18 protein-coding genes and 1 tRNA gene are annotated in these 24,331 nt (G+C 58.6%); 8 read left to right on the top strand and 11 right to left on the bottom strand.

All coding sequences use genetic code 11. The annotated features are described in order from the left end of the window. Positions 1-3: 3 nt before the first annotated feature. The gene (gene ilvN / locus ACYVIS_RS19935; RefSeq protein ID WP_232744470.1) at positions 4-495 is read right to left on the bottom strand and encodes an acetolactate synthase small subunit; all 492 of its coding nucleotides are present in this window, start codon (positions 493-495) and stop codon (positions 4-6) included. 12 nt (positions 496-507) lie between these two features. Further along, positions 508-2,229, bottom strand: coding sequence for an acetolactate synthase 3 catalytic subunit (locus ACYVIS_RS19930; protein WP_232744471.1), 1,722 nt, complete (start codon positions 2,227-2,229; stop codon positions 508-510). A 478-nt stretch (positions 2,230-2,707) separates the two neighbouring features. Here ACYVIS_RS19930 and ACYVIS_RS19925 point away from each other — a divergent pair, with 478 nt between their 5' ends. Beyond that, positions 2,708-4,924 (top strand): FUSC family protein, encoded by a 2,217-nt coding sequence (locus tag ACYVIS_RS19925; RefSeq protein ID WP_232744472.1) that lies wholly within the window; start codon positions 2,708-2,710, stop codon positions 4,922-4,924. A gap of 42 nt (positions 4,925-4,966) precedes the next feature. On the opposite strand, the gene yaaA is transcribed toward ACYVIS_RS19925, so the two are convergent. Together yaaA and ACYVIS_RS19915 are read right to left on the bottom strand one after the other, a co-directional pair. Beyond that, entirely contained in the window at positions 4,967-5,761 is a 795-nt protein-coding gene (gene yaaA / locus ACYVIS_RS19920; protein ID WP_232744640.1) for a peroxide stress protein YaaA, read from the bottom strand. 189 nt (positions 5,762-5,950) lie between these two features. Next, complete coding sequence (locus ACYVIS_RS19915) at positions 5,951-6,733, bottom strand: 3-hydroxybutyrate dehydrogenase (protein WP_232744473.1); 783 nt, start codon at positions 6,731-6,733, stop codon at positions 5,951-5,953. A 151-nt stretch (positions 6,734-6,884) separates the two neighbouring features. Between ACYVIS_RS19915 and ACYVIS_RS19910 the strand changes: the two genes are divergently transcribed. The 4 genes from ACYVIS_RS19910 to ACYVIS_RS19895 all read left to right on the top strand — a co-directional run bounded on the left by ACYVIS_RS19910 (position 6,885) and on the right by ACYVIS_RS19895 (position 12,026). Beyond that, positions 6,885-6,974: transfer RNA gene (locus ACYVIS_RS19910), tRNA-Ser, on the top strand. Between the two features lie 440 nt (positions 6,975-7,414). Continuing rightward, a complete protein-coding gene (locus tag ACYVIS_RS19905; protein WP_460874867.1) occupies positions 7,415-9,043 on the top strand; it encodes a ShlB/FhaC/HecB family hemolysin secretion/activation protein in 1,629 nt (542 codons plus the stop codon). Between the two features lie 62 nt (positions 9,044-9,105). Beyond that, positions 9,106-11,379, top strand: a complete 2,274-nt coding sequence (locus ACYVIS_RS19900) for a two-partner secretion domain-containing protein (RefSeq protein WP_232744475.1) — start codon at positions 9,106-9,108, stop codon at positions 11,377-11,379. A gap of 8 nt (positions 11,380-11,387) precedes the next feature. Beyond that, the gene (locus ACYVIS_RS19895; protein ID WP_232744476.1) at positions 11,388-12,026 is read left to right on the top strand and encodes a hypothetical protein; all 639 of its coding nucleotides are present in this window, start codon (positions 11,388-11,390) and stop codon (positions 12,024-12,026) included. Between the two features lie 53 nt (positions 12,027-12,079). Here the strand turns inward: ACYVIS_RS19895 and ACYVIS_RS19890 are convergent, their stop codons facing one another. The 3 genes from ACYVIS_RS19890 to ACYVIS_RS19880 are packed head-to-tail and all read right to left on the bottom strand — an operon-like array spanning position 12,080 to position 16,062. Next, on the bottom strand, positions 12,080-13,381 hold the full coding sequence (locus ACYVIS_RS19890) for an ABC transporter ATP-binding protein (RefSeq protein WP_232744477.1): 1,302 nt from the start codon (positions 13,379-13,381) through the stop codon (positions 12,080-12,082). 52 nt (positions 13,382-13,433) lie between these two features. After that, positions 13,434-15,188, bottom strand: coding sequence for an ABC transporter permease (locus ACYVIS_RS19885; RefSeq protein ID WP_232744478.1), 1,755 nt, complete (start codon positions 15,186-15,188; stop codon positions 13,434-13,436). Between the two features lie 31 nt (positions 15,189-15,219). After that, a complete protein-coding gene (locus tag ACYVIS_RS19880) occupies positions 15,220-16,062 on the bottom strand; it encodes an undecaprenyl-diphosphate phosphatase (RefSeq protein ID WP_460874866.1) in 843 nt (280 codons plus the stop codon). Between the two features lie 265 nt (positions 16,063-16,327). On the opposite strand from ACYVIS_RS19880, the gene ACYVIS_RS19875 reads away from it, so the two are divergent. Next, positions 16,328-16,651 (top strand): virulence factor, encoded by a 324-nt coding sequence (locus ACYVIS_RS19875; protein ID WP_232744480.1) that lies wholly within the window; start codon positions 16,328-16,330, stop codon positions 16,649-16,651. Positions 16,652-16,740: 89 nt separating this feature from the next. On the opposite strand, the gene serS is transcribed toward ACYVIS_RS19875, so the two are convergent. The 4 genes from serS to ACYVIS_RS19855 form a co-directional block, all read right to left on the bottom strand. Beyond that, positions 16,741-18,096, bottom strand: coding sequence for a serine--tRNA ligase (gene serS / locus ACYVIS_RS19870; RefSeq protein ID WP_460874865.1), 1,356 nt, complete (start codon positions 18,094-18,096; stop codon positions 16,741-16,743). 126 nt (positions 18,097-18,222) lie between these two features. Next, positions 18,223-19,578 carry a replication-associated recombination protein A gene (locus tag ACYVIS_RS19865; RefSeq protein ID WP_232744482.1) on the bottom strand — a complete coding sequence of 452 codons (1,356 nt, stop codon included), beginning with the start codon at positions 19,576-19,578 and terminating at the stop codon, positions 18,223-18,225. A 33-nt stretch (positions 19,579-19,611) separates the two neighbouring features. Then, positions 19,612-20,235, bottom strand: a complete 624-nt coding sequence (lolA, locus tag ACYVIS_RS19860; RefSeq protein WP_232744483.1) for an outer membrane lipoprotein chaperone LolA — start codon at positions 20,233-20,235, stop codon at positions 19,612-19,614. Then, positions 20,225-22,582 (bottom strand): DNA translocase FtsK, encoded by a 2,358-nt coding sequence (locus ACYVIS_RS19855; RefSeq protein ID WP_232744484.1) that lies wholly within the window; start codon positions 22,580-22,582, stop codon positions 20,225-20,227. The genes lolA and ACYVIS_RS19855 overlap by 11 nt, the downstream gene beginning before the upstream one ends. Positions 22,583-22,626: 44 nt before the next feature. On the opposite strand from ACYVIS_RS19855, the gene trxB reads away from it, so the two are divergent. Both trxB and ACYVIS_RS19845 read left to right on the top strand, forming a co-directional pair. Continuing rightward, positions 22,627-23,586, top strand: a complete 960-nt coding sequence (gene trxB / locus ACYVIS_RS19850) for a thioredoxin-disulfide reductase (RefSeq protein WP_232744485.1) — start codon at positions 22,627-22,629, stop codon at positions 23,584-23,586. After that, positions 23,573-24,274, top strand: coding sequence for a Smr/MutS family protein (locus ACYVIS_RS19845; RefSeq protein WP_460874864.1), 702 nt, complete (start codon positions 23,573-23,575; stop codon positions 24,272-24,274). The genes trxB and ACYVIS_RS19845 overlap by 14 nt, the downstream gene beginning before the upstream one ends. The last annotated feature ends 57 nt before the right edge of the window (positions 24,275-24,331 follow it).

The following is a 24,331-nucleotide window of genomic DNA, read 5'->3' as shown; positions in this document are numbered from 1 at the left end:
TCTTTACAGTTTAAGGACGCGTTCTCCTCGGCCTATGCCCGATACTCCGGTGCGAACGGTTTCAAGAATCGCGCTGCGGTCCAGCGCTCCGATAAAGGCTTCGATTTTTTCTTGCACACCGGTCAACTCGATGGTGTAGACCTTATCGGTAACGTCGATGATGCGCCCGCGGAAGATATCCGCCATGCGTTTCATTTCTTCGCGCTCTTTGCCTACAGCCCGCACCTTGATCAGCATGAGCTCGCGCTCGATGTGCGGCCCTTCCGACAAATCTACCACCTTGACGACATCGACCAGGCGATTCAAGTGCTTGGTGATCTGCTCGATGATTTCGTCGGAACCGTTGGTGACAATCGTCATGCGCGACAGCGTCGAGTCTTCGGTAGGCGCAACCGTCAGGGTTTCGATGTTGTACCCGCGCGCCGAGAACAGGCCAACCACGCGCGACAGGGCACCGGGCTCATTTTCCAGAAGGATAGAAATTACATGTTTCATTTTTTTCTCTCCTTACAGGTCTTCTGAACCAAGCAGCATATCGGTCAGGCCGCGGCCGGCCTTCACCATGGGCCACACATTTTCAGTCTGGTCGGTAATGAAGTCGAGGAATACCAGCCGCTTCTTGTGCTTGCTGAAGGCTTCGCGTATGGCCGGCTCGACATCGGCGGGCTTGTCGATCTGCAGGCCGACGTGGCCATAGCTTTCGACCAGCTTGACGAAATCGGGCAAGGCATCGACATACGACTCCGAATAGCGCGAGCCATAATCGATCTGCTGCCATTGCCGCACCATGCCAAGATAGCGATTGTTCAGACACAGTATCTTGGGCGTCAGGTGATACTGTTTGCAGGTGGAGAGTTCCTGGATGTTCATTTGAATCGAGGCTTCACCCGTAATGACCGCCACATCGCGGTCGGGATTGGCCATTTGCACGCCCATGGCAAAAGGCAAGCCTACCCCCATCGTTCCCAGGCCTCCCGAATTGATCCAGCGGCGGGGTTGGTCGAAGCGGTAATACTGCGCCGCCCACATTTGGTGCTGGCCCACATCCGAGGTCACGAAGGCATCGCCGCCCGTGACTTCCCACAGCTTCTGAACCACAAACTGCGGCTTGATCAGCGTATCGGAGCCCTCGTATTTAAGACACTCCTTGCCGCGCCAAGTATTGATTTGCTGCCACCACTTGGCCACAGCCGCCTGGTTGGGCGGCGTATCGGCCACCGCTTGCGCATAGAAGCTGTTGAGTTCCTGCAGCACGTCTTTGACATTGCCCACGATGGGAACATCGACGCGCACACGTTTGGAAATCGAAGAAGGATCGATGTCGATATGAATGATCTTGCGCGGATTTTGCGCAAAATGCTTGGGATTGCCGATCACCCGGTCATCGAAGCGGGCTCCCACCGCCAGCAGGACATCACAATGCTGCATGGCCATATTGGCTTCGTAGGTGCCGTGCATCCCCGGCATGCCGACAAACTTGTCGTCGCTGGCCGGGAAAGCCCCCAGGCCCATCAAGGTATTGGTGCAGGGCGCGCCCAGCAAGTCCACCAGCTGGCGCAGTTCGGGAGCCGCATCCGACAGCACCACGCCGCCCCCCGAATAGACCATGGGCCGCTCGGCGGCCAGCAGCATTTGCACCGCTTTTTTGATTTGCCCCTGATGCCCCTTGACCACGGGCGCATAGGAACGCATGTGCACCTCGCCCTTTTTGGGCGTGTACTTGCAGGTGGCCATGCTGATGTCTTTGGGGATATCGACCAGTACCGGACCCGGCCGGCCCGTTTTGGCGATATAAAAAGCGCGGCGCATGGTTTCGGCCAGATCCTTGACATCGCGCACAAGGAAATTGTGTTTGACGCAGGGACGCGTAATGCCCACGGTATCGCATTCCTGGAATGCATCTTCGCCTATGGCGTGGCTAGGCACCTGGCCGCTGATGATTACCAGGGGGATTGAATCCATATAGGCGGTGGCAATGCCGGTCACCGCATTGGTAACGCCCGGACCGCTGGTGACCAGCGCTACTCCGACCTTGTCGGACGAGCGTGAATAAGCATCGGCGGCATGCACGGCGGCCTGCTCGTGACGCACCAGGATGTGCTGGAATTTGTCTTGTTTGTAAATTGCGTCGTAAATGTACAGGACCGCACCACCGGGGTAACCAAATACGTGGTCAACGCCCTCTTCGGCCAGACAATGCACGACGATATCGGCGCCATTGAGTTCCATGTTGTATTCCTTTCGTAACCAGCACTGACATTCCGATTGGCCAGGAAAAGCCTGAGCCGGGCCAGTCGCGGCAACATGATCCGGCGCTTTATGGCTCACAGAGCCACGCCACCCAGACACCTTGCCGTCCCGACACGCACTCGTCGAAACGCAGTACGAGCGTTCTTCATGAACGCGGGAGGTAGAAACGGACGCTTTGGCAACACACGCTTGTGACGCGGCCAACAGCAGGTAATGCAGGCGCAAAAAACCGGGCGGATAGCCCGGGCGACAGAGCCTTTGACGGCCCGCACTGGATAAATGAGCGAGTCGAGGAGAGCTACTTTACCGCGTTGCACCATCAGAATCAACTCGGACCGCAAGCGGGCCCAGCCCGAAACACATTGACATGAATGGGAACCACGCTTCAGGCAAAAGATAAAAAACACAAGCCATTCTCCCTCTATACTTGCTTTGTTCCCACCACAGCACCGTGCTCATGGCGTCACCCGTACCCCAACTGCAGCGTTTTTTCTATAGCCACTATTTTTTTGGCGGGCTGCGGCAATCGATTGGGGTCTTGTTGCCGGCCCTGGTACTGGGCGGAATATTTCAGCTGTATGCGGTGGGTGTCATTGCGGCCATTGGCGCCGCCTGCGTCGCCGTCATCGACCAGCCCGGCGGCCCGCGCAGCAACCGCCGCAACGAAATGCTGGGCGGCATCCTGCTGGTATCCCTGACCGCCGCCGTTACCGGCCTGGCATCACCGTATCCCGTCCTGCTGTGGCTGGTCGTCCCCGCCCTGTGTTTCGGATTTTCGATGCTCACGGTGTTCGGCAAACGAGGCGGCCTGATCGGTTTTGCCTGCCTGCTGATCATGACGCTGACCATGCGCATCCCGCTGGACGAAAGCCAGGTGCTGCTGCACACGCTGTACTCATTCCTGGGCGGGCTGTTTTATTTCAGCTTCAGCTTCCTGATCAGCCGCGTACTATGGTACCGCGAAGAGCAGCAGGGCCTGTCCGTCGCCCTGTTCGCCACGGCCGACTATATGGCGGCCCGCTCACAGTTTTACGACGCCCATGTCGACCTGGACGCCTGCTACCGGCGAATGATCCACTTTCAGTCCATCATGACCGAAAAACACCAGGCGGCGCGCGACCTGGTACTGCGCGAACTGCCCAAGGGGCGCGGGCGCGGTGATCGCCATCGCGTCATGCTGCTGAACATTTTTATCGACATGGTCGATCTGCTGGACAGCCTCGTTGCCACACACACCGACTATGCAACGCTGCGCCGCCGCCTGCCGGACAGCGACGTGCTGCTGTTCGCCCGCGACGCCCTGTACAAGCTTTCGGTCAATGTCGGACGCCTGGCCTTGAATATCGCGCGCAACAAAAGCGCCCGCACACGCAGCAGCGTCAAGGCCGAATTGCGGGCCATCGAATACGAAATCGAACAATACCGGGAAAAGGGGCTGGCCCAGAACGAGCCTGAAGTCTACGCCTTGCTGGTGCAAATACTGCGCCGCCTGCGCAACGCGACGCGCGTGGTGGAGCACATGGCTGCGCGCACCCGCGGTGACGGCAACGATACCTCGAACGAAACCCGCCTGGATAAATCCCTGAGCCGCTTCCTGTCGCGCCAGGAATTGCGGTTCGGCATGCTGACCAGCAACCTGCGCCTGGACTCCTCGCACTTCCGTTATGCCTTGCGCGTGTCGATAGCCACCCTGCTGGCCATGACCGCCACCCTGGTGCTGTCGCTCGTGCTCGACATGGAAGGGGTGAAGGCCGATCTGACCGGGCACAGTTACTGGATCATCCTGACGATCATCATCGTCATGAAACCGGGGTTTGCGCTCACCAGGCAGCGCAATGGCTGGCGTCTTACGGGCACCCTGATAGGCTGCGGCCTGGGTATGATTCTATTCAATGTCACCCAAAACCCCGACATCTATTTCGCCGCACTGGTCATTACCAGCGTCCTGGGCTATTCCCTGATTCAGGTGAACTATATGCTGGCCGCCATCTTCAATACCTTGTTCGTGCTGATGGTGTTCCATTTTCTTACGCCCAGCGCCAATTTCGTGGTGGGCGAACGCCTGGTCGACACGGTCATAGGCTGTGGCCTGGCCCTCTTGTGCAGCTATATCTTTCCCTGGTGGGAATACAGCGTCATGGGGTCGCTATCCAAAGCCGCCAAGGCCGCGAACCAGGAATATCTGAAAACCGGCCTGCAGTATGCCTGCCTGAGCCGAGCGCTACAGCCCAGCGAGGAGACGCAGCCCAGCCAGCCGGACGATCAGGCCTCTCTGGAAGCGCAGAGACACGAAGCGGAAGTCGCCTGGCGCCTGGCCCGGAAAAATGTGCACATTGCCTTCAGCAACTTCGCGGCGGCCTTCTACCGCATGATGGACGAACCCGCCAAGCGCCAGAAGAATGTACCGGAATTGAATCACCTGCTTATTCAGAACCACGTGCTGGCATCGCAAATCAGCGCCGCCATCCCCATTCTGGCAAAACTTCAAACCGTACCCGAAGGCATACAAAAATCGCTCGATGCGATCGAGGCCCTGTTGCAAGACCAGGATGCCACCCCACCGATCTCCATCGAAACCGAAGGCGAATTGGCTACCCTGGCCTACCCCTTGCGGCAAATGGTCAAGGCCGCCCAATTGATCCGCCAGGAAATGCACGGCCTGGGTCCGGCGTAAATACCCGCCTTGGAATGTCAAGGCAGCCTCATAAAACCAATCTCAGGCACGGCGCCTGAATACCAGGCGGACCGGACTCGATTCTTTTGCCGCGTAAGCATAACCTTCGCTGGCAAATTTCTGCAGCGCAGCGGGTTTTGTAATTTTGTGCTCGATGACGTAACGAGCCATCAAGCCACGTGCGCGCTTGGCATGGAAACTGATGACTTTCCAGGCATCGTTTTTATAATCCTGAAAAACGCACTGTACGACAGTGGCCTTCAAGACTTTCAGGTCGATCGATTTGAAATATTCTTCCGAAGCCAGGTTCAACAGCACCGCCGCCTTGCCCTGCGCTGCTTCCGCATCCTGCTGTGCCACAAGGCGCTTGTTCAGGTACTCGGCAATCGAAGCGCCCCAATAGCTGTACAAAGTAGTGCCCTTGTCGGTCGGCAAGCGCGTGCCCATTTCAAGGCGATAAGGCCGCATCAAGTCCAGCGGGCGCAGCACCCCGTACAGGCCGCTCAAGATCGCCACATGCTCTTGCGCCCATTCGAGCTGCGCATCCGACAGCGTCGCCGCCTGCAGGCCCTCGTAGACATCGCCATTGAACGCCAGCACAGCCTGGCGGGAATTGGCACGCGTGAAACGCGGTTCCCAACTGGCATAGCGATCGACATTAAGCTGCGCCAGCGAATCGCTCAGGCTCATCAGCCCGGCTATTTCGTGCGCCGGTTTTGTTTTCAACACATCGATCAATGCCGATGCCTGCTTCACGAACAAAGGCTTGGTATGCAGCGTCGTACGCACCGTTGAATCGTAGTCCAGCTTCTTGGCCGGAGATAAAACCAGCAACATATAAGTCTTCAACCCTTTATGTTTGAAAATCGTCGATGGGAGATTGAACAGCATGGGTGCCGCCATTCGTATGGCTGCCGGCACCCTCATTCGTACGCGTGATGTTGTGGCGCCCCGTTCGTAGGGGCGCCCCGTGTGGGCACCCGCAATGTTCCGGCCTGCCGAGCGGGGTGGCCACAAGAGCTCCCCCTACTGGGCGGTCCAGCCGCCATCGAGCGACAGGGTTGTGCCGGTCATTTGTTCCGCCGCGTCGGAAGCCAGGAATACAGCCGCGCCGCCCAACTGCTTGGGCGTGACAAACTGCAATGAAGGCTGCTTTTCAGCCAGCAGTTTTTTGGCGGCCGCTTCGACGTCGATACCTTCTTTTTGCGCCAGGGCGTCGATCTGCTTCTCGACCAGGGGCGTGCGTACCCACCCGGGACAAATGGCATTGCAGGTCACGCCATTGCCGGCATTTTCCAGAGCCGTCACCTTGGTGAGGCCAACCACCCCGTGCTTGGCGGCCACATAGGCCGATTTGTTCGCGGAAGCAACCAGGCCATGCGCCGAGGCAATATTGATAATGCGCCCCCAACCCTGCTTTTTCATATGAGGCAAGGCAGCCGCCGTGCCGTGGAACACCGCCGACAGATTCAGGGCAATAATCGCATCCCAGCGCTCGACCGGAAAATCCTCGATCAAGTCGGTGTGCTGGATACCGGCGTTATTTACCAGGATATCAATACCGCCCAGGGCCTGCACCGCCTTGTTGATGAAGTCTCGCGTATCGGCCGCCTTCGACAAATCGGCATTGATGTAGTAGGCCTTCACATTGAACTCGAGCTCAAGACCGACACGTTCTTTTTCGATTGCCGCGGCGTCGCCGAAGCCATTGATCACCACATTCGCGCCGTTGGACGCCAGCTCGCGCGCAATAGCCAGGCCAATACCACTTGTAGAACCGGTAATGACCGCATGTTTACCTGTAAGCATATCGTTCCTTTTTTCCTGAGTATTATCTAAAACTTGTTCATTACTGCCGCATCAGTGTAACGCCCCGGGCATGCCAATCGCCTGCCCCGGGGCTTTGTGCAGGTTTTCAATTTCCTTGCTAGAATAGCGGACTCGCTAAATCGACGCGCACGGACAGGTGGCAGAGTGGTCGAATGCGCCGGACTCGAAATCCGGTGTACGTTTAGGCGTACCGTGAGTTCGAATCTCACCCTGTCCGCCAGAACACTAATAGAATCAATTTTCACTTGTGGCAGCAGACCGCTAAAGACCAACACGGTACCGCAATAGGAGTCTGCTCGTGATCGCCCCCAGCCTGGCTTTTGGATGCGCCAGCCTCACCCGATAGATCTGCCCCATTTACGGCACCTCATAAGTCGTATAATGGTTACCTCTCCAATCCGCCGAAAACCGGCACGAACACCGATTTTGCCCCGAATTGCATGGCTCAACTGAGGAAAGCAGGTCTAATGTGTGCTACCGCACAGACCGCCCTAGTTACTTAAACTAGCATCGGTTTTACGTGAGCGTTCGATGTATCAATGAATATCGAGGATTTGTTTACACCTAACAAACATGTAACTAATGTTTTCATATAACAACATCTTGTAAAAAGTGAATACTATGTTACGTAATAAACTACTGCCGCTGGCGATCCTGGTCTTGGGTCAAAGCGCTTTTGCTGCAGATCTTCCCAGCGCGGGTAGCCAAATCCAGCAAATTCCTCCGTCTCCTACCCCGGAAAAAGTGGCGCCCGAGATCCAAATAAAGCAAAAAAAAGCCTCGGCCGTTGTGGTGCCCGACACCGTAAAAATTCTCGTCAATCGTTTGCGCGTCACCGGCGCCACTGTCTATACCGAGGCGAACCTGGTGGCGCTGACGGGTTTCAAGCCCGCAAGCCAGTTGACGCTCACCGAGCTTCGCGCGATGACGGCGAAGATCACGGATTGGTATCACAAAAATGGTTACTTCGTTGCCCGTGCCTACTTGCCCGCGCAGGACATCAAGGGCGGGGTGGTGACAATCGCGGTGGCCGAAGGCCGGTACGGAAAGGTCATATTGCGTAATCATACGAATCTCTCGGATAGTCTCGCCCTTAGCCAGCTAAGCGGCATCAACACCGGAGACACGATCGCGATCGACCCGCTCGATAGCCGCCTTTTGCTGCTCTCCGATATACCCGGCGTGATTACCACGTCCACCCTGACGCCCAGCGCTTCGCCGGGAGCCTCCGACCTAATCGTTGACGTCGCTCCCGGTCGGCGCATAACGGGAAGTATTGATGCGGACAATGCGGGCAACCGCTATACCGGCGAGTATCGTCTTGGCGCAACCGTCAACTTCAATGATCTGTTAGGCCGCGGGGACGTCGCCAGCGTGCGTGCCGTGACTTCGGGCCGTGGCATGAATTATGGCCGTGCCTCTTACCAAATGCAATTTGGCAAGGCCACTGTCGGAGTCGCCTACAGTCGTCTGGGTTACAGGCTGGGTAAAGAATTTGCGGATCTTGACGCCCACGGTACTGCGGAAGTCGCCAGCATATATGGCAGCTATCCCCTGATACGATCCCGCAACAACAATCTGTATGCCCAACTTGCCTATGAGGACAGAACCTTTAAAGACAGGCAAGACGCAACCGGATCCGCCACCGACAAGAAGGCGCACGTGCTGATGGCCAGTCTGTACGGCGATTACCGCGACAATTTCGGCGGCGGCGGATTGAATCGTTATTCGCTTACCTGGTCCTTCGGAGATCTGAACATACAGACTCCAGAAGTTCGGGCTTACGATAACCAATACGCACGTAGCAACGGCTCCTACAATAAAATTGGGTTTAGCGCCTCGCGGCTGCAGCATATAACCGATTCAGTCTCGCTTTACGCGGGAATCCGAGGGCAATGGGCCTCGAAGAATCTGGACATATCAGAGAAGATGGAGTTGGGCGGCATGTACGGCGTGCGGGCCTATCCGGAAGGTGAAGCCTTTGGCGATCAGGGCTACATATTGAATCTGGAAGCTAGATGGCGACTGCCGAAATTAGCGCCCCAGATGCCCGGACAGGTCCAGTTGATAGGCTTCGTCGACACCGGCACGGTGATGACCAACAAGAGTAACTGGACGAGTGGCTCCAATCGCCGAACGCTAAGCGGTGCGGGCGTAGGAATCAATTGGGCTGTCGTCAACAACTTTTCAGTGACTGCCTACTACGCCCACAAGCTGGGCAACGCGCAAGCACAATCGGCGCCAGACAAATCGGGCAGATTCTGGATACAGATGGTGAAATATTTCTGAGAATAGAAAACGGAAACGATCACCCGCTTCACGAGCTTTTGAGAATAATAGAGAGTAGCAAAATGAACTGTATCCATCGACCGGCCGTGAACCAGAGAACCTGGTATCGCGCAACTACGCGAAAAGCGCTGACAATTTCACTGCTGATGTCATTCTGTGTCACTGTCCACGCACTCCCGACGGGGGGCGTCGTAACGGCGGGCAACGCCAGCATCAGCAGCAGCCCGACCAGCACAACCATTACGCAATCGACACCGAATGCGGTGATCAACTGGCAAGGCTTCAATGTTGGGCCGGCGCAGGCCGTGCAGTTCGTGCAGCCCGGCAGCGGCTCGGTGACGCTTAACCGCGTAGTAGGCCCGGACCCTTCCAGTATTCTCGGGAGCATCACCGCCAACGGCAAAGTATTTCTGGTCAATCCCAATGGCATTCTGTTTGGCTCGGGAGCATCTATCAATGTCGGCGGGTTGGTTGCCTCCACCCTAAACATCTCCGATAGCGATTTCATGAAGGGCTCCTACAAATTTACTGGAGCCGGCAATGGCGCTCTGAACAATGACGGGTCGATTAACGCAGACGCAGGCTATGTCGCGCTGTTGGGCCGTAATGTCAGCAACAATGGCGTTATTTCAGCCCGGCTGGGAACAATTGCGCTTGCCGCCGGCACGGCTGTCACACTGGACATCAGTGGTGACAAACTGCTTAACGTGAACGTCGACCAGGGCGCAATCAATGCGCTGGTTCAAAACGGCGGCCTCATCAAGGCTGACGGCGGGCGGGTGCTCATGACTACCCAGACAGCCGAGGGCTTGTTCACAACGGCGGTCAACAACAGCGGCGTGATCGAGGCGCAGACTATTCAGAACCACAGTGGCACGATCACGCTGCTTGGGGATATGCAAAACGGTGTCACCAACGTGGGGGGCACGCTGGATGCCAGCGCGCCCAATGGCGGCAATGGCGGTTTTATTGAAACATCCGCAGCTCATGTAAAGATTGCGGGCAACGCGAATATCACTACTGCCGCACCCTCCGGACTGACAGGCACCTGGCTGATCGACCCGCAGGACTTCAATATTGCTGCGACGGGCGGCGATATTTCAGGCGCGACGCTTTCCAACCTGCTGGTCACTAACAGCGTCATCATCAGTACGAACACGGGATCGACTGCTGCGGTAGCCGGAACCCCCCCGGTGACCAGTCTGTATGCAGCAACAGCTGGAAATGGAGATATCTTCGTCAATGACGCAGTCAGCTGGACCGCATCCTCCAGCCCAACGACCTTGACATTGAATGCCGCGCGTGATGTGAACGTGAACCGCGCGGTCACTGCCGTCAACGGTAATTTCGTGGTCTGCTGCGGACGCGATGTCAATGTGAAAGCAGCGATTACGACGACCAATGGAAGCGTCCTGTTAAGCGCTGGGCGCAATGCAAACATCGACGCGGCCATGACAACGACCGATGGCAACATCATGATTTGCGCGGCGCAGGACGTAAACGTGAGTGGGGCCATCACATTGACCAGAGGCAGCAGCATCCCCAGTCAAAGTCTGGGACTGCCTCTTGGTCTGGTGCTAAACAGCGGTTACGGCGGCACAGGACCGGGGTCGGCGGGCGGCACGGTCACCTTCGCTTCCGGCACTCCTCCCGTCGCAGTGACAGGACCGAACGCACCGGTCACTATTTATTACAATCCGGTGTCATACACATCGCCGACGGACTATTCCACCCACTTCACGTTAACCAACGGCGCCACATTGACTCAAAAAATGTTGGTATTCCCAGATGGTGCCGATCGCGCCTACGACGGAACGACCACAGCGACCTTTTCATCATTGAAGGGGAATCCCGCCGGCGTGACCCTGATTCAGGGCCCAGGCAGCACGGCCACATTCGATACCGCGTCCGTAGGAACGGATAAGACAATCACGTTTAACGGCTATAGCCTTGGCGGTGTGAATGCAGGCAATTTCGCTCTGGCAATTTCTTGTTGTTCACCCCAATTGGGGAGAACAACTGCCAACATCACAGCCGGCACAGTTCCACCCGGCAGTACCGTTCTGCCCAATGGTAGTACCGTTCTGCCCAGCGGTATTGTTGTTCTACCGGGCGGTGTCGTTGTCCTGCCCAGTGGTCAACCTGTCTCGCCTGGGGAGATGCTGGGTGTGATCCCGGTCATTGCGCCACTTTCAACGCTGCCGTTCAGGCCATCGGTGTTGCCCACTGTCACGCTGACCGAAACGCCTCCCCAGCTACTCACTCTGGTGCAGACTCCAGAGCATCCGAGCATCTATGTGCCTCTCTACCCTAAACGCAGGCGGTACCTTAATTGAGACGCACAATGACGGCAACAGTGGCCAAAGGAGTTTGCTTTGGACTCCTGGCCATGTGCCTGAGCTTGCCGCAAGCATTCGCAGCGGGCGTTCAGAACCAGACCGAGAGCGAGTCCCCAGAAGCCAAACATCTGGCAAACTGGGTCATCGACTCGGGCGACAACGGCAAAATGCCGTTTGTGATTGTCGACAAAAAAAACGCCAGAGTACTGGTGTTTAATGCCCAGGGCCAACTGCGCGGCTCGGCGCCGGCGCTGCTTGGACTCGCGCGCGGTGACGATATCGTCCCCGGAATTGGCAATCAAAAATTGTCTACCATTCGCCCCGATGAGCGCATTACGCCGTCAGGCCGCTTTGTGGCGGGGCTGGGGCACATTCTCAGTGGACAGGAAGTTCTCTGGGTCGATTACGATGCCGGAATCGCCATACATCGTGTGGTAACAAGCAATGTCAAGGAACACCGCGCACAACGCCTGGCAAGCCCGACGGTGTTGGATAAACGTATTTCGTATGGCTGTATAAACGTTCCCGTCACGTTCTATGAAAACATAGTCAGCCCCACGTTTCGCAAAACCAACGGCGTTGTGTATATACTGCCGGAAACTCGGTCCGGCGAGGCCGCTTTTTTTGCGCAATACGGTCATTAACTTATAGCGCTGGCACACATGTATCAGTCGGTTGCAGTGCACCACCCCGGGTATCAGGACCCGATATCTTCCAGACTGAAGGTTTCGGCCTGGTCGTCATAAGAAAAAATTTCGGCATACCGCCCCCAGTTGATGACCGCATCCAGAGTCTCTTGCGCCGCGCTGTCGGAGAGGAAATCTTCGAGTTCCTGTTCGAAACGCACGCGGGGCGCGCGATGCCCGGGCCGCTCGTTGAGCACATGGCGGATGCGCGCCGCCATCGGCACCGAGCGCACCAGATGATCGGCGAACATCAGCTTGCGTTCCTGGGTGCCGTAATCGGCAAAGACCTTGCCTGCCTGGGTCAGCAAGATATCGCCTTCCTGCACATCCGCAAAACCCAAGTGCTGCAGCATTTCGGCAACCGGGAAAAGGTCGTCGACCTCCAGATGCAAAGTGCGTGCAATCTCCGGCAAATCGGCCTTGCCGTTATAGGGCGCCATCGCCAGGGTTTCGATCAGGCCGGCCATCAGATTGGTTGAAACCTGCGGCAACCACGTGCCCAGCTCCAGTTCTTTGCGGGTTCCTTCGGCGCTTACCCGCGCCGTCATGCGAGCGTAGATATCGTCGACCAGACGGCGAAATGCCGGATCGAGCCGATTGCGCGGATGCACGAACGGTACCTGTATTTCGGCAATCACGCGGCCGGGATTGGACGACAGGACCAGGATCCGGTCGCACATGAACACCGCCTCTTCGATGTTGTGGGTAACGATCAGCACCGATTTGATCTTTAACTGCTTTTCGTTCCAAAGATCGAGCAAATCGGTGCGCAGGGTTTCGGCGGTCAGCACGTCGAGCGCCGAAAAGGGCTCATCCATCAGCAACAGGGTTGGGTCGACCACCAGCGCACGGGCAAAACCGACACGCTGGCGCATTCCGCCCGACAACTCGCGTGGATAGGCGTTTTCGAACCCGTCCAGCCCGATCAGGTCAATGGCGGCGAGCGAGCGCTCGCGGCGCTCGCGCGGATTGACGCCAAGCGCCTCCAGACCGGCCTCGACGTTTTGCAGCACAGTCAGCCACGGAAACAGCGCAAAGGTCTGGAATACCATCGCCACGCCTTCGGCCGGGCCGTTCAGCGGCTCTCCCCTGTAAGTGACGGCGCCGCCACTGGGCTTGATCAGACCCGCGATAATGCGCAACAAGGTCGATTTTCCGGAACCCGAACGGCCCAGCAGCCCAACGATCTCGCCGCTCTTGAGGGTCAGGTTCACATCGTCGAGCACCAGCAGCTCATCTTGCGACTTGTTAAAGCCGCGCCGCACATGCTCGACACGCAATATTTCGTTCGCAAGGGCTTCTGGATTTTGCATGAGATGTTTCAGTAATTGCCAAAGAAAAACAAGCTGCCGGGCATCTGGCGGCCTAATCCATGCGCAGCCGCGAATCCGCGTAAGCATACAGAGGCCGCCACAACAGGCGGTTGAACAAGGTCACGAACAGCGACATGACGGCAATGCCGAGAATGATTTTTGGAAAATCCCCGGCGGCCGTGGTTTGAGCGATATACGCACCCAAGCCGTGCGCGACGACCTTGTCGTTGCCCCAGGATACGAACTCCGAAACGATACTGGCATTCCAGGCTCCACCCGAAGCGGTAATGGCGCCTGTAATATAGTACGGAAAGATCCCCGGCAGAATGATTTTCTTCCACCATTGCCAGCCGCGAATCCGGAAATTGGCGGCGGCCTCTTTGAAATCGTTCGGGAAGGCGGTGGCGCCGGCAATGACATTGAACAGGATGTACCACTGCGTGCCAAGCACGATCAGGGGCGAGAGCCAGATATCGGGATTCAGGTGGAACCTGACAATCAGCACGACAAACACCGGGAACAGCAGATTGGCGGGAAAGGCCGCCAGGAACTGCGCAATAGGCTGGACCTTTGCGGCCAGTGCCGGCCGCAAGCCTATCATTACCCCCAAAGGCACCCAGACCACCGAAGCCACGGCAATCAGCGCCAGCACGCGCAGCAGCGTCACCAGGCCCAGCACGAAAACATGCCCTACTTCCGCCAGCCCCACGCCGGTTCGCACATAGGCGATGACACGGAACACAACATATACCGTTATCAGCAGGACCAGAATCGTCCAGACTGCGTCTATTGTTTTCGACGGCTTGCGCTCTGTCCGCATGACACCGGCCTTGCCATCGGCCGGGTGCGAGAACACGCGCACGGGAATGCGCGCCAGCGTGGCCAGCACCCAAGCCATAGGCCTGAGCAACTGGGTAATCAGGCGGGTGCGCCGGATCAGGTCGAGCAGCCACGACTTGGGCGCATTCGCCGACATGGTGTTTTCCATGCGAAACTTGTCGGCCCATGCCACCAGCGGACGAAACAGCAACTGGTCGTAAGCGAGGATGACCAGCGACATGACCAGGATCACATAGCCGACTGCGCCCAGATTACGCTGATCGATGGCTGCCGCCAGATAAGAGCCGATACCCGGCAGCGTGATGGTGCGGCTGCCCACGGTGATCGCTTCCGACGCAACCACGAAAAACCAGCCGCCCGACATGGACATCATCATGTTCCAGATCAGGCCCGGCAGGGAAAACGGCACCTCGAGCTTCCAGAAGCGCTGCCAGCCGGTCAGATGGAAACTGCGCGACACTTCCTGTAAATCGCGCGGCACGGTGCGCAGCGACTGATAGAAGCTGAACGTCATGTTCCATGCCTGGCTGGTGAAAATCGCGAAGATCGCGGCGCATTCCGCCCCTGCCACCCGATCCGGAAACAAGGCGATAAAAAAGGTCACGGTGAAGGAAATATAGCCGAGCACCGGCACCGACTGCAGAATATCCAGAATCGGCACCAGGACTTTCTCGGCGCGCCGGCTCTTGGCGGCCAGCGTGCCGTAGATTAGCGTAAACACCAGCGAGGCAACCATCGCCGCGAGCATGCGCAAGGTGGTGCGCAGCGCATACTCGGGCAGCATCGAAGGCGACAGCGAAATCGCCTGGGTTTTAAGCACCGAGATCGGCGCCATGGTCTGGTGATAACCGACTGCCGCCATGGCAATCAGGCAGATAATCAGCGGAAAAGCAATGAAATCCCAGCGATTGGGCAAAAGCCGCCACGCAGAGGCGTTAAATGATGGGCCAAGAATATTCAAACGCATGAAATGGCTCCGGCATGGGTATCGGCGCGGGTCAGCCCACCCAAAGCACAACCAGCGAGGCCACTATGCAATACACGCCGAAGATATGCCAGCGTCCCTGTTCCAGCCAGCGCGAGAGCCAACGCAATGCCGCCAGCCCGGCCAGAAAACTCAGCGCCATACCGATCAGGCTCGGGCCGAACAAGTGAAACAGCTCTCCCGAATGCGCCGGCACAGCGGCGGCCTGGGCCTTGTAAAGCCTGAGAACCTCCCTGGCGATGACAGGCGGAGTCAGAACCACGGCCAGCGCGAAGCTGAACTCTTCCGCCCGGCGCCGGGATATCCCCTGGGCAAGCCCTGTCGAAATGGTCGCGCCCGAACGTGAAAACCCTCTGAACGGCAGGCACAGGCCCTGCACGGCACCGATCCACAATGCGCTGCGCACCGACAAATCCTTGTCGCCCTGGCGCAGGCGCGACGACACAATGATCAGCACGCCGGCCGCAGCCAGCGCGACGGCCATCAGCCTGGAGTTGCCAAACAGATGTTCGATTTCGAAACCGGGCGCATTGCCGGCCACGACATGCTTGATTATTTCCATCAACGCCAGGCCCACCACGCCTGTAATGGCCGTTGCAATCACCACATAGGCCGCGTTGGAACGAAACGCCTGCGCCGAGCTGAAATAGCTTGCGCACCACGATTTCCAGAAATAAACAATGACCGCAAACATGGTGCCGGTGTGCAACATGACCAGCAGAAGCGTCATGTCCGGCGCGGTGGGGTCCAGCCCCATCAGTTTTTCGGCCACGATCACATGGGCGGAACTGGAAATCGGCAGAAGCTCCGCCGCCCCTTGCACAATAGCGAGAATCAGGATTTGGAGAAGATCCATACTAGGCCTTGACGTAGCGGTAAGGTGAATTTCGAGCGATTATCTCACGGGATTGTGACAAGGCGTGCGACACTTGGCCGGCCAAGTCGCCGAGGCCGATTCGCCCATTTTCGCGCCACAAAAACAACAGATGCAAACAAATGTAAAAATCTTGGCCTAAAAGCTCTAAAAGTTGCTTTTTGATGCGCTTTGGAGAGGGCAACTTACGTTTGCATGGGAAAATTCACCGACAATGACTACATCAAGTTAAACAAGCGGGGCTTTTATGAAACGACTCTTATTGGCGGGTATTGCAGCAGTAGCGTTGCTCGGCTCAAGCGCCGCCATGGCTCGCGTCGATGTCGGGATTTCCATCGGTATTCCCGGAATCGTGTATGGCGAACCCTATTATCCGCCAGTCGCCTATGTGGCTCCGCCGCCGGTGGTGGTCGTGCCCCGGTACGCACCGGTACCCGTGTATGGCCCGCGCTACTATCGCGACGGCTTTATTGAATATCGAGGCTGGCGCGGCGATCGCGGCTGGCATGGCGATCGCGGTCGTGGGCGTGGCCACTGGAAACACCATCGCGGGCACGGCGATCGGGATTAACCGATCCGGACACCGCAAGGGTTTCTTGTGGAAACCCTTAATAAGGGCACCCTTTGCGGGTGCCCTTTCATCGTCTGTTCACCCCCCTTTCAGGCAGCCTGCAGGCGAACCAGCCCTCCCATATAAGGCCGCAACACATCGGGGATGACAACGCTGCCGTCTTCCTGCTGGTAGTTTTCAAGCACAGCCACCAAGGCGCGCCCGACAGCCAGGCCAGAACCGTTCAGTGTGTGCAGGTATTCGGGCTTGCCTTTTTCAGGACGGTAGCGAGCCTGCATGCGCCGCGCCTGGAAAGCTTCGCAGTTGGATACCGAGGAAATTTCGCGCCAGGTATTTTGCGCCGGCAGCCAAACCTCGAGATCGTAGGTCTTGGTCGAGCCGAATCCCATATCGCCGCCGCACAGCAAGACGACCCGGTACGGGACTCCAAGCTTTTGCAGGACCGCCTCCGCGTGTCCAACCATGTGCTCGAGCGTATCGTAGGAACTGTCGGGATGCACGATCTGCACCATCTCGACCTTGTCGAACTGATGCTGGCGTATCATGCCGCGCATATCGCGGCCACCGCTGCCCGCCTCGGAGCGAAAGCATGGCGTATGCGCGGTAAGCCTGATCGGCAAATCCTGCAAAGGCACGATCGTGTCGCGCACGGAGCCGGTCAGAGTGATCTCGGATGTGGATATGAGGTACAGATCTTCGCCCGCCACCACATTGCCCTGCTCGTCGCGATTCGGTTCCTCGTCCTGCCCACCCTTGGTGACCCAGAACATATCTTCCTTGAATTTGGGCAGTTGGCCGGTGCCGAACAGGGTCGAGCTATTGACGATATAAGGCGTGTAGCACTCGGTATAGCCGTGCTCGGTGGTCTGCAGATCGAGCATGAACTGCGCCAGGGCGCGATGCAGGCGCGCGATCTGGCCGCGCAGCATCATGAACCGGGCTCCCGACAGTTTGCGCGCGGTATCGAAATCCAGGCCTATGGGTTCGCCCAGGCTGACATGATCTTTGGGCTCGAATGCCAAAGGTTGGGGATTGCCTTGTGCATCGGCGCGGCTGCCCGGAGGAAGCCAGCGGCGCACTTCGACGTTATCGTCGCTGGAGGCACCCGCCGGAACACTGGCATGCGGCAGGTTCGGCAGGGTCATGAGCCATTCATTCAACTCGTGCTGCACATTGGCCAGGTCGAATTCCAATTCTTTGAGGCGCGCCGGTATGGCCTGCGATTCGGCCATTTCCCGGCTGGCATCTTCACCTTTGGATTTCAACTGGCCGATCAGTTTGGACACCGCATTGCGCCGCGCCTGCAAGGTTTCGGTTTCGATCTGGACCGCCTTGCGGCGGGCCTCGAGCCGGTTGAAACGCTCGGTGTCGAACTGCATGCCGCGCAACGCCAGCCGATCGACTACCGTGGCCATGTCTTTGCGCAACTGATTGGGGTCTAACATAATTGATTCAAACTATAAAAGTGTGTCGAGGTAAATAGGAGCGAGGGCATCATTATATTGAACGCCCCGGGCAATAGACGATTCGGGTGTGCAAGCGGCGATTCCGGGTGCCCGCCAGGGACGCTCCTACGCTTTTTTATCCGCCGCATCGTCCAGCGCTTTGAGAAACGCGAGTTTTTCGGCAATTTTACCTTCCAATCCACGATCGGTCGGGCGATAGAACGTCGCTTTCAGGCCATCCGGAAAATACTGTTCGCCTGCCGCGTAACCGTGCGGTTCGTCGTGCGCATAACGGTAGGCCTGGCCGTGGCCCAACTGCTTCATGAGCTTTGTGGGCGCATTGCGCAAGTGCATGGGAACCGGCGCGCTGCCCTGCTCCTGGGCGTAGCTGCGCGCGGCCTTGTACGCGTTGTACAGGGCATTGGATTTTGCCGCACAGGCCAGGTACACCACGGCCTGCGCCAAAGCCAGCTCGCCCTCGGGAGAGCCCAGCCGTTCGTAGATATCGGCGCCATTCAAGGCAATTTCGGTCGCCCGCGGATCAGCCAGGCCTATATCTTCGACAGCCATCCGGACAATGCGCCGCGACAAATAGCGCGGATCGGCTCCACCGTCGAGCATGCGGGTAAACCAATAAAGCGCCGCATCCGGATCGGAGCCGCGCACGGATTTATGCAAAGCGCTGATCTGATCGTAAAACGCATCGCCGCCCTTGTCGAAACGGCGCAGATTCTGCGACAGGGATGTTTCCAGCCATTCCGAGTCGATCAACTGCCGCCCGGCGTTGCGAGCCGATTCCGCCACGACTTCAACGGCATTGATGAGGCGGCGCGCGTCGCCATCGGCCCAGCCGGCCAATTGGGCCTGCGCGTCTGGGTCGAAGAGCAATTCAGCTGATCCGGCATCGGTTCCGGGCTGGCCTGCGTTGAGCACCGCCATGGCGCGCTCGAGCAGCGTCAGGAGCTCGCCCGGGCTCAAGGATTCCAGCACATACACCCGCGCCCGCGACAGCAAGGCCGAATTCATTTCAAAGGACGGGTTCTCGGTCGTCGCGCCAATAAAAGTGAACAGGCCGCTTTCGACGTAAGGCAGGAAAGCATCTTGTTGCGCCTTGTTGAAGCGATGCACCTCATCGACGAACAATATGGTGCGCCGACCCTGGCCTTGCGCCACTTGCGCGGCCACCACCGCCTCGCGTATGTCCTTGACGCCGCCCAGCACCGCGGAAATCGCCAGGAACTGCGCCTCGAACCCGGCCGCCATGAGCCGCGCCAACGTGGTTTTCCCTACCCCTGGCGGCCCCCAGAAAATCATGGAGTGAGGCCGTCCCGACTGAAAGGCCACGCGCAAAGGCTTGCCCGGTCCAAGCAGATGGGCCTGGCCCACCACGTCGTCCAATGTCCTGGGGCGCAAGCGTTCCGCCAGAGGCGCATTGGCTTCGAGCACGGCAGGCGTATTGAACAGATCCGGGGTATTGGCCATAAACGGGATCAGGCCGGCTGCGACGCCCGGCCATTACATCTTGACAACGTCGGTGCCTTTCGGTGGAACAAACTGGAACTCGCCGGACGGCAGCTTGGGATTGGAAACAATGTGGCTCAAGTCGATGCGCGTAGTCTGGCCGAATGAGTCCATAAGTTCCAGGCGAGCCGGCAGATTGTCTTTAAAGCCGATATCGACATAGGCAAAGCCGGCGTCGGCCTTGCGCGGCTTGGCCCGCAACCATTCCAGCCCGTTTTTGTCGGGCAAGGTGCTCATGGTAAAAGCTTCGTCGAGGGCACCCGAGCCAAACAGAATGGCAGCCGGCGAGGCGCCAATGGCCTTGTCGACAGTACGCTCGGTAACCTGGCTGAGATCGGGATCGTACTGATAAACCGTAGTGCCGTCCGAAACGATCAGTTGCGCGTAGGGCTTGGTGACCTGCCACTTGAAATGCCCCGGGCGCTGGAACGAAAACCGGCCCGACTGCGCGGGCTTGGCCTGTTGCCCCTGCGCCCCCGAGGTACTTTGGGTGAACTCACCCGTGGCCGAAGCCACTTTGGCCACGAACTGCCGCAACTGGGCCGGCGCATCGGCCGACCAGGCCAACACAGGACTGGCCGCCAATACCAAAGCGGCGAAGAAATGTTTACTCTGCATTTGAACCTTCTCCGGCCGGAACCAGGATCTCGCGATTACCGTTGGACTGCATGGCGGACACCAGGCCGGACTGCTCCATTTGCTCGAGCAGGCGCGCCGCCCGGTTATAGCCTATGCGCAAATGACGCTGCACCGACGAAATGGACGCCCGCCGGTTCTTGAGAATGACCTCGACCGCCTGATCGTACAGAGGGTCTGACTCGGCGTCGGCAAAGCCCGTAACGCCGCCCACGCCATCGCCGGTTTCGCCTTCGAGCGCCCCTTCGAGCAGGCCCTCGACATAATTGGGCTCGCCCTGTTCTTTCAGCGAATCGACCACCCGATGCACTTCGTCGTCGCCGACGAATGCGCCATGCACCCGCGTGGGCAGCCCCGAACCGGGCGGCATGTACAGCATATCGCCCTGGCCCAGCAGGGCTTCGGCGCCCATCTGATCAAGTATGGTGCGCGAGTCGATTTTGGACGACACCTGGAAGGCTATCCGCGTAGGGATATTGGCCTTGATCAGGCCGGTGATGACGTCGACGCTGGGGCGCTGCGTCGCCAGAATAAGATGGATTCCAGCCGCCCGGGCTTTTTGCGCCAGGCGGGCGATGAGCTCTTCGATTTTCTTGCCCACGACCATCATCAAGTCGGCCAGCTCGTCGATGACCACGACTATCGTTGGCAGGGTGGACAGTGGCTCGGGCGCATCGGGGGTGAGCGAAAACGGATTGGGGATGGGTTCTTCGCGCTTGATGGCATCGCGTATCTTGCTGTTGTAGCCCGCCAGGTTGCGCACCCCCATCTTGCTCATGAGCTTGTAGCGTTTCTCCATTTCGCCCACACACCAGTTCAGCGCGTTGGCGGCATGCCGCATATCGGTGACGACCGGTGCCAGCAAATGCGGAATCCCCTCGTAAATGCTCATTTCGAGCATTTTTGGATCGATGAGGATCAGGCGTGTCTGTGTTGCGTCGGCCTTGTAGAGCAAAGACAGGATCATGGCGTTGATCCCGACCGACTTGCCCGAGCCGGTGGTACCCGCCACCAGCAAGTGCGGCATTTTGGCCAGATCGGCCACGACCGGATTGCCGGCAATATCCTTGCCCAGGGCCATGGTCAGTACGGACGGATTGCTGTGATAGGTTTGCGAACCGATGATTTCAGAGAGCCTGACTATTTGGCGCCGCGGATTGGGCAACTCGAGCCCCATCAGGTTCTTGCCCGGTATGGTCTCGACCACACGAATGCTGACCAGGCTGAGCGCCCGCGCCAGATCTTTGGCCAGGTTGACGATTTGGCTGCCTTTGACGCCGGTAGCCGGCTCGATCTCGTAGCGGGTAATTACCGGGCCGGCCTGGGCGGCCACCACCACGACCTTGACACCGAAATCGGAAAGCTTCTTCTCGATGAGGCGCGAGGTGAACTCGATGGTTTCGGGCGCCACGGTCTCGGGCTGCTCGACCGGCGGATCCAGCAAGCTGATGGCCGGCAAATCGCCCGACGCCCCCGATTCGATAGGCGCGACAAACAGGGTTTTCTGCTTTTCCTTTTCCACCCGGGTGGACTTGGGTATGCTGGTAATGGCCGGCTCGATGCGTACGGGCTGCTCGTGCACCAGTTGCTCGTGCTTGGCCTCGACCAGCTCGTTGCGCTCGGCGCTTTTTGCCTCGCCGACCTTGCGGTCTTCGCGCGCCGCCTTCAATTCAAATACACGCCGCACCGATCTTTCGATGGCAAAACCCACACGTTCGGCCAGATGCAGCCAGGAAAAGCCAAAAAACAGGCTGGCCCCTACCGCCATCATGACCAGCAGCAACAAGGTGCAACCCGTGGTCCCCACCGACAGGGACAGGGCGTGAGCCAGCAGCTTGCCAAGTTCGCCGCCGGCGCCGCTGGGCAAGTGCGCGCCAAAATTCTTCAGCCGCAGCGCTTCGGTTCCCATGGAGCCAATGAAAAGCAGGAAAAACCCGATACCGATTTCCCAGTGAACCCTGGGCAGGACTTCGATATTGGCTTTGGGCAGCAACATGCTGGTCAGGCGATAAAACCCGACGATGACGCGCTGCAGCAACAAAACGACCCACAGCCAGGCCGAATAGCCAAACAGGAACAGCAGCAGATCGGAGACATACGCCCCCAAGGTGCCGCCGCGGTTCAGCGTCGCGCCGGTATGCAGGGAATGCGACCAGGCCGGATCGGTGGCATGCCAAGTTGCCAGGACCAGGCCAAGCCACGCCGCCAGGGCGGCAAATACAATCCAGCGCGCCTCTCGGAGCAAGCCGGAGACCCGGGTTTGCAGAAGCGAAGGACCATTGCGCACGTTGCGCGAAGAGCGGGGAGATGTTGCAGGTATTCTAGCCATAGACTCATTATAATTGCCTGTTCACTTTTTTCGGATTTTCTGTGATGACCACTCCCAAACACGCCAAGGTTCTCATTCTGGGCTCGGGCCCGGCCGGCTATAGCGCCGCGGTATATGCGGCTCGCGCCAACCTTGCCCCCGTACTTGTAACAGGCTTGGAACAAGGGGGACAGCTCATGACAACCACCGACGTCGACAACTGGCCAGCCGATGTGCAGGGCGTGCAGGGCCCGGACCTGATGCAGCGCTTCCAGGCGCATGCCGAGCGCTTCAATACCGAGATGGTATTCGATCACATCGCCAGCGTCGACCTGTCCAGGCGCCCTTTCACGCTGACGGGCGATACAGGAGCCCCTTATACCTGCGACGCGCTCATCATCGCCACCGGCGCCTCGGCCCAATACCTGGGCTTGCCCTCGGAACAGGAATTCATGGGGCGCGGCGTGTCCGGTTGCGCCACTTGCGATGGTTTTTTCTATAAAAATCAAGATGTTATTGTTGTAGGCGGCGGCAATACCGCCGTCGAAGAAGCGCTTTATTTATCGAATATCTGCCGCACCGTCACCCTGGTGCATCGCCGCGACAAATTCCGTGCCGAACCCATACTCATCGACAAAATGATGGAAAAAGTCAATAACGGAAATATGCGGCTCAAACTGTTTTGCGAGCTTGAAGAGGTGCTGGGCGACCAGTCCGGCGTGACCGGCGCCCGCGTGCGCAACAATCAGTCCGGAACCACCGAAGACCTTGCCGTTACCGGCGCCTTCATCGCCATCGGCCACCGACCCAATACGGATATCTTCGCCGGCCAGCTCGACATGGAAAATGGCTATATCGTCACCCAGAGCGGCCTCAAAGGCCTGGCCACCATGACCTCCGTACCGGGCGTTTTTGCCGCGGGCGACGTGCAGGATCACGTGTACCGCCAGGCGATTACCAGTGCCGGCACGGGCTGCATGGCCGCACTCGACGCGCAGCGGTGGCTGGAGAATGCGGGAGCATAAAGGCGGCCTGGGTGAGCTGAAGCGCCTGCGGCAGGAAGCCGCAGCACCCAAGCCGGCAATTCGACCCACGGCCCCTGCCAGCACGCCCAAGGGCGCACGCGAGGTCCGCAAGGCTATGCAAACGCAGCCCTCTTCGCTGGATATCGACGACAAGGCCCTGTTTTTGCGGGCCGTCAAAGGGGTCGAACGACTGCGCGACCCGCGGCGCGCTGTCCTGCCGCCCATGCCGACCGCGCCCTCGCATCAGTTGCAGCAGCGCCGCGAGGCCGCAACCGGCCCGACGCAAAAGCCTTTGGCGCAAACCTCCGATCATTTTGCGCCGGCCGGCCTGATTGAAAGCGAGCCGGGTTTCGTGCGCAACCCCGGCAGCGCCGACCTGCTCAAAGGCCTGAAGCGAGGCAAATGGCCCATAGGCGCCACGCTGGATCTGCACGGCGCCACCCTGGACGAGGCGCGCACGCGCCTGGACCAGTTTCTGCAATCGTGCCTCGCGCATCATATCCGTTGCGTCTGCGTCGTACATGGCAAAGGTTATGGCTCCAAAAACGGCACGCCGGTGCTCAAGCAGACCATCAGGCGCTGGCTGACCCAGCTTGATTGCGTCCAGGCCTACGCTGAATGCCGGGAACAGGATGGCGGCGCCGGCGCCGTGCAGGTGTTGCTGCGCCCCGGCCCGGCAACGAACTAAACCATCGGTGCCTGTTCGTCGCGGCGGGGCCTTCGGCCCCCGTCGGGTTTGGAGCCG

The organism is Paralcaligenes ginsengisoli (assembly GCF_054781135.1).
Note: the sequence above shows the minus strand (reverse complement) of the source record. Positions and strands in the feature narration are given on the sequence as shown.